Here is a 6,760-nt window from a genome sequence, read left to right on the forward strand (position 1 = left end):
CGCAACCGCCACTGCCACCCGAAGCGTCACTTCGCCGTCAACTCCAAGATCCGCCGACCGGATTACCTACCCAACGTTGCTTGATGCGGCACTAGATGGTCTCAGTGTGGCTCGCTTTGTAAGCCCGCGTGTGGTGTGCTGCCTGGAGGTCGTGGCACACCCCTCTGCGGCGGCGGGCTCTTTCAGGGCCGCATCAGCCGTGTTTCAGGGGCGGGTGGGACGGTGCGGGTGGTCATTCGATCGGGAGCCAGATGGGAGATCCAACCGAAATGAATCGCCTCTCGAAAAACCTGCCGCGCGTCTGGCGCGGGCTTGGCGCGGCCGTGGTGGCGGTCGCGGCGTCCGTGACCCTGCTCGGCGCCGGTCCGGCGCGGGCGGCGGCCGACACGACGCCGCCGACCGTGCCGACCGGACTCACCGCGTCCACTGTGTCGTTCACCTACGCGACAGTGACCTGGAACGCCTCGACCGACAACTCGGGCTCGCTTTACTACGAGGTCACGATCAACCAGACGACCGGGCCATACACGCAGATCGTGTCGGACCCGACGGTGGAGTTCGGCGGCCTGACGGCCGGCCAGACGTACACCGTGTCGGTGCGCGCGGTCGACTTCTCCGGCAACGCCTCGGCGTCCGCGTCGGCCCAGTTCACGACGCTGGCGCGCACCGGGCCGCCGCCCACGGCGCCGGCCAACGTGCGCGGCGTGTTCACCGGCGGCGTCCTCACCGGCATCGCCTGGGACGCCTCGGTTTTCGACGGCCACGTCTCCTACCAGCTCTTCGCCAACGGCACCTGGGCGTGGGCCACGTCGAAGACCAGCGTGACCGTGCGGGAACTCGTCGCCTCCGAGGGGGTCAAGGCGGGACACACCTACACCTTCACCGTTCAGGCCATCGGCACCGACAACTACCTCTCCGATCCGAGCGCGCCTGTGACGCTCACGATCCCGTCAAGCTGAACAGCGACGACCGCCGGGCATTGGCGCTGCGACCTTCAGCGCCCGACCTCTACGCCCACCGCGCCGGCACGGAACCGTCCGGCGCGCAGGCGTCGCCCGCGTCCCGGAAGATTCCGGTGCAGGGATGCCGCACCCGCAGCCCGTGGACCCCGAGCTGCGGGTGACCCGTTTTGACGGACACACACGCGGTCACGTCCCGACACAGTAGCCGTCCTCACAGCCGCGAAGATGTGCCTGAGCACCGACCGGTCACGGCTTGCCGCGCCGCCTCGTAACGCAGATCGGCAAGCTGTGACCAAGCGGGCCCGTTCGTTCGAGGCCGACCCGGGTCTCAGCGTCCGGCCGGAAGTGCCATCACAGTCAGTCCGGAGCCCTGGATGCCGGCTACCGTTCGTCCGGAACCTTCGATACCGGAGGGAACCATCACGACCCCCAGGCTCAGCGCACACGCCATCGCGGTCACGAACCGGCGTACATTCCTCACGATGACCTCCGCTCGTCAGCCGACCACTGCACAGTATTCTCGCGGCCATCGACCCGGCACACAACCACCAACGCATCCGGGGAACGAGGCCACCGAAAGCCGCAGAAATACCGTAGCAAAGCGCCTGAAAACGTGATGGAACGGAGACACCAGGACTCGGCGGCGTCGCCACGCAGATGAGGTCAAGGCCGCCGACGCGGCGGTCAGCCCGAACCGCAAGCCACGCTCGACGAGTGCGTGAGGCGATCGGTGATCTCGCCCTCGAGCGCCAACAGCGTTCTCCACGCCGTACATCATGTCGGTCATCAGGTGCACTTCCACGATCAGGAGTTGCGTAGACCTTGCACAAAATGACAAACCTCGTCGGGTAGATCTTCGTCGAGTGACGAAGACATACACGGCATTGTCTTGTCACTTTGGAACCATGTCGCCGTCTCCACCTTGCGCTCGGTTCGATCATGGTGTGTCACCACGGTTGTTGGAGCGGTCGGCGCTGTTGGCCGCGATGGACCGGACGCTGGCTGCCACCGGGCCGGGTGGTCGTGTCGTGTTGGTGGCCGGTGAGGCCGGTATCGGCAAGTCGGCACTGGTGCGGGGGTTTCTCCGGCGGCATCACGAGAACGCCCGCGTCCTGATAGGACTGTGTGACCCAGTACGCACACCACGGGTTTCGGGACCATTGCGTGACATCGTCCGGCAGGTCGACCCGTTCGCCACGGAGACAGGGCGTGAGGAAACCTTCGCGGCGTTGCAATGCGCGTTGTTCCGGCACGATGGGCAACAGGTGCTGGTGGTGGAAGATGCGCAGTGGGCGGACGAGGTGACGACGGATGTACTGATCATGATGGGGCGTCGCATGGAGTGCCTGCCGCTGCTGCTCGTACTGACCTACCGGGATGACGAGTTGGCCGCGAGTCATCCGCTGCACGGTGTACTGGGTAGCCTGCCCTCCGAGCGGGTGTCGAGGCTGCGGCCGGAGCCGTTGTCGGAACAGGCGGTGGCTGAACTGGCGCGTCTGTCCGGCCGGACCGATACCGGTGTGCACGCGGTCACGGACGGAAACCCGTTGCTGGTGAAGGAGGTTCTGGCAGCTGAACAACCCGGCGTTCCGGCGGCGGTCCGCGACGTGGTCCTGGCCCGGTTGGCCGGGTTGCCTCCGGCGGCTCGGCGGGTCGTCCGGTTCGTGTCGGTGATCCCCACTCGCACCGCGCTGGGAACGTTGACACGGGCGTTGCGACCTACGGTGACTGCGGTGGAGGCATGTTTCGTCGGTGGTTTGGTGGTGCCGGACGGTGAGGCGGTCAGATTCCGGCATGAGCTGTTTCGCCAAGCGGTGGAGCGGTCGCTGTCGGTGTTACGGTACCGCCAGGTACAGCGGCTGGCCCTGCGGGCGCTGTCCGAAGAGCCCGGAGTGGACGCGGCACAGTTGGCGTACCACGCGGAGCAGGCCGGGGACGGAGCAGCTGCGCTGCGGTACGCCCGGCAAGCCGCCGTCGCGGCTGAGTCGTCCGGTGCGTACCAGAGAGCGCTCGACCACTATGGGACTGCTCTGCGGTATGCCGACCGGGTACCGGCCTCGCAACGCGCGGAGCTGCTGGAGCACTGTTCGCTCAATGCCTATCTGGTCGGGAACGTCGACGAAGCGTGCGGCATGCGGGTGACAGCGCTGCGGCTACGCTGCGCTGCCGGAGAGGTTTCCCGGGCCGGGGAGGACCTGCGCTGGTTGTCGCGGCTGCACTGGTGGGCCGGCCGCCGCGAGGAGGCGGAGGATGCCGCCAGACGCGCGATCACCGAGCTGGAACCCGGTGGGGCCAGCAAGGAATTGGCGATGGCCTACAGCACCCAGGCCCAGCTGGACGTACTGGCCCACGAGCTGCCATCGGCGATCGACTGGTCGACCCGGGCGATCGGGGTCGCCGAGCAGGTGGGTGACGAGGAGACGTTGGCCCATGCGCTGACCAGCGTCGGATCCGCGCGGCAGGGGTTGGGGGACCCGGCCGGACGGGTCGAACTGGAGCGGGCGGTGGACATCGCCGTGCGCATGAACTTCCCGCATCATGCGGCCCGGGCCCTGACCAACCTCGCCATCACCACCATGCAACTCGGTGAGGTCACCCGGGCCCTCCGGGACTGGGAACGGGCCTGGGCGTTCGCGCGACGGCATGACCTGCACGCGTACGAGCTGTACCTGGTGGGGCATCGCGCCTGGTGGCGCCTCAACTTTGGGGACTGGACCGGTGCCGAAGACGACGCACGAGATGCGCTCGGTCGGTCCGCACGGAGGTCGATCAGTGTGGCGCCCGCGCTGATGACGCTGGGCCGCCTGCAATCCCGCCGTGGGCAGGCCGACGCCGCCGACACGCTGAGGGAGGCCGCCCGCCTTGTGTCGGATATGGGGGAGCCGCAACGGGTCGCGCCTGTCGTGGCGGCCCGTATCGAACACGCCTGGCTGTGCGGGCAACCCGAGCGTGCGATTACCGAGGCCACCCGAGGTTTCGAATTGGCGCTGCGAACCCGGCATCCCTGGTTCGCCGGCGAACTGGCCTGGTGGCTCCACCGCGCCGGCCGCGAACCGGCCGTGCCGGACTGGATCGCCGAACCGTACCGCCTGTTGCTCGCCGGTCGCTGGAACGACGCGGCGAATGAGTGGGAGCGACGCGGCCGCCCCTACGAGCAGGCCGAAGCTCTCGCCTGCGGTGACCACGACGCCGCGCACCGGCAGGCACTGGCGATCTTCGACCGGCTCAGCGCGATCCCCGCGGCGACACAGCTACGCCGACGGCTGCGTGAACAGGGTCGACGGGTACCCCGCGGGCCACGCGCGGCCACCGCGGCCAACCCCGCCCGGCTCACCGAACGGCAGATGGAGGTCCTGGCCCACCTGGCCACCGGGGTCAGCAACGCCGAGATCGCCCGGCAGTTGTGCCTGTCCGTGCGCACCGTCGACCACCACGTCGCAGCCGTCATGGCGAAACTGACGGTCCACTCACGGGAAAAGGCGATCGAGGCGGCTCACCGGCTGGGCATCCTCACCGCGCAAGATAGGTAGCCGGGAGTCCAAAGTTGGGCAGTCGCAGAGGCTTGCCGTCCTGCGACAATGAAACCATTCCTCCCGCCACCGAACTCACGAGGGGAAATGACGATGGCGATCCGTTCCACCAGAGTGTCGTTGTCACGAACCCCGACGTTGTTCTCGCTGTGTCTCGCCGTGGTCCTGTCTCTCGGCCCTGGTGGAACCGCGAGCGCCGCCGGGTCGGTGATCAGCGCGTACGACTTCGAGGGCATCGACACCATGACGTTCAATCCGGTCTACACCGACGCGGAAGGCGGCCAGCTGGCCCTGCTGGGAGGCAGCCCCTACACCCCGACGATCAGCAAACAAGCCGCGGTCGGCGGGGCACAGTCGATGTGCATCGGTGTCGGCGTGGCCGGTCAACACGACACCCATTCCGACCGCGGTGAAGTCCAGATCCTCGGCCACGGCGGCTCCAACATCAAGGTCGGCAACGAGTACTGGTACACGTTCAACGTCCGGCCTGCTCCCACCCTCAAACCCAACCCGATCGACCCCAGCCGTGGCACAAGGGTCACCGATGTCGTATTCCAAATCCACAACACCACCACGCCGGCGCTGGACGGCCCACCGATGACACTGGGGACGGACGGCGTCAAATGGGGATTCAGCGTCCGAGGATCGAGCAATCCAGCCAACGGATACAACCCCGACCGCGAAAGCATCCCGCTCGGCCCGGTCCACCTCGGCCAGTGGACCAACTTCGTCCTCGACGTCAAGTTCAACACCGACGGCACCGGCTGGCTGCGCATCTGGGAAAACGGCACCCTGATGTTCAACAAGAAGGTGTCCAACACCTACCCCGACGCGAGCAGCACCTCACACGGCGCGTTCACCAAGCTCGGCGTCTACTCCTGGTGGCTGCTCTACCCCGCGTTCCAGCAGGACGCGCTCAACCAGGGAAACACCTCCCGCGACTACTGCCACGACCAGATCCGCGTCGCCGACAACACCGGTTCCTGCCCCAATCTCGTGCCGGTCGGCATCCACTGCGACCCGGTCCCGGCAACCTTCGGCTACGAATGGAACGGCACCACGACGATCAACCCCGGCCCACCCGACACCCACGCCACACCGGAGTTCCATCCAGCGCGGGACGTCACCGCCCTGGGCTAGCCGATCATCGTCGGACGCACCGGCAGCGTACTCACCACGCCTTGGCTGTGGTCCTCGCGGCACCGACACTCGCGGGTACCACCGGGACAGCCACCGCTGCCGCGCCCCTGCCCGCCGCGGTATCAGGCACGACCCGGACACCATCCTCCGCACGGCGGTGTTCCACTGCCTGGTCGGCTCGGCCGCTCATCACCGCCACGGTCCAATACAGCGACACAATTTCGGAAGTACATGAAATACGAAGGGGAGCGTAGTGAATATCCGGAAAGCAATCATGACGAGAATTGGCGTGTTCGCGCTCGGGCTAGGACTCTTTGCGGGATCGATGGCGGCCACTCCGGCTGCGGCGTCGGCGGCCCAGACTCCCGCGCAAGCAGTGAGCACAGTCGTCCGGCAGGAAAATGCTACCGCGTCAGCGAAAATCCAAGCCAGTTACATCTGCAGCGTCAACTTCCGCAGCAGGTACCTCGTCACGTGGGACTGCCGGGTCTTTTCGGGAGCCGTCCGCGTGTGGATCAAGTGTTCCAACAATCAGACGTACTACAGCGGGTGGCACCCGGTCGGCCTGTACTACATCACCGGAAACTGTGCCGTTTTCGGAGCGACACTGCTCGACACCGGCGTCGAATCGATGGGATGACGCCCCCGGTAGAGCGCTGAACCATCCAGTTTCAGTAGGGGCCGCCCGCCTCTGGGCGGCCCCTACTGCGCTCGCCGATCGTTCGCCCATCCCGGGAGTCGCCGGCACCTGTCACGGCGGCGTGAATGCGGTCAGCCGGCGACCTTCCGGGCCACTCCGCCGTAGAGCTGTGTGTTGGTGTACGGGTCGTCCGAGATGTCGCCCGGGCCCGGTCGCCACAGCGCGCAGCCGACCAGGCCCGGGTCGATCAGCTCGAAGTCACCGAACATCTTTTCGACTTCGCGGTAGGTGCGAGTGGTCGCCTGGTCGTGGCCCCTGGCCAGGTTGAACGTGCCTACCGCGCTGTTGATCCGGTCGCTGTCCTGGTCGCTGACCAGGTGGGAGATCGCGAGGTAGTGCCTCATCAAGGAACGTTGACGCGGTAACCGTGTCGCGTGGACATCCGGGCTGGTGATCGCGAGGCTGGCCGGTGGAGGTGAGTCATGGCG

At 66.9% G+C, this 6,760-nt stretch carries 5 protein-coding genes; 4 read left to right on the forward strand and 1 reads right to left on the reverse strand.

Translation table 11 applies throughout. The annotated features are described in order from the left end of the window. Window positions 1-269 precede the first annotated feature (269 nt). The 4 genes from AB0G28_RS48895 (at window position 270) to AB0G28_RS48910 (ending at window position 6,272) form a co-directional block, all read left to right on the forward strand. Window positions 270-959, forward strand: coding sequence for a fibronectin type III domain-containing protein (locus AB0G28_RS48895; protein WP_361106433.1), 690 nt, complete (start codon window positions 270-272; stop codon window positions 957-959). A 962-nt stretch (window positions 960-1,921) separates the two neighbouring features. Then, window positions 1,922-4,492 (forward strand): LuxR C-terminal-related transcriptional regulator, encoded by a 2,571-nt coding sequence (locus AB0G28_RS48900; protein WP_361106436.1) that lies wholly within the window; start codon window positions 1,922-1,924, stop codon window positions 4,490-4,492. 93 nt (window positions 4,493-4,585) lie between these two features. Then, window positions 4,586-5,632, forward strand: a complete 1,047-nt coding sequence (locus AB0G28_RS48905; protein ID WP_361106439.1) for a heparin lyase I family protein — start codon at window positions 4,586-4,588, stop codon at window positions 5,630-5,632. Between the two features lie 253 nt (window positions 5,633-5,885). Further along, on the forward strand, window positions 5,886-6,272 hold the full coding sequence (locus tag AB0G28_RS48910) for a hypothetical protein (protein ID WP_361106442.1): 387 nt from the start codon (window positions 5,886-5,888) through the stop codon (window positions 6,270-6,272). A 131-nt stretch (window positions 6,273-6,403) separates the two neighbouring features. Here the strand turns inward: AB0G28_RS48910 and AB0G28_RS48915 are convergent, their stop codons facing one another. Continuing rightward, on the reverse strand, window positions 6,404-6,676 hold the full coding sequence (locus AB0G28_RS48915) for an SAM-dependent methyltransferase (RefSeq protein ID WP_361106445.1): 273 nt from the start codon (window positions 6,674-6,676) through the stop codon (window positions 6,404-6,406). Window positions 6,677-6,760: the final 84 nt, after the last annotated feature.

This window comes from Amycolatopsis sp. NPDC021455 (assembly GCF_040640995.1).
Lineage (GTDB): Bacteria > Actinomycetota > Actinomycetes > Mycobacteriales > Pseudonocardiaceae > Amycolatopsis.

Bases quoted from the DNA above. Each gene is read 5' to 3' on its own strand.
- AB0G28_RS48895 (WP_361106433.1), top strand. From the start codon at position 270: ATGAATCGCCTCTCGAAAAACCTGCCGCGCGTCTGGCGCGGGCTTGGC.
- AB0G28_RS48905 (WP_361106439.1), top strand. From the start codon at position 4,586: ATGGCGATCCGTTCCACCAGAGTGTCGTTGTCACGAACCCCGACGTTG.
- AB0G28_RS48915 (WP_361106445.1), bottom strand. From the start codon at position 6,676: ATGAGGCACTACCTCGCGATCTCCCACCTGGTCAGCGACCAGGACAGC.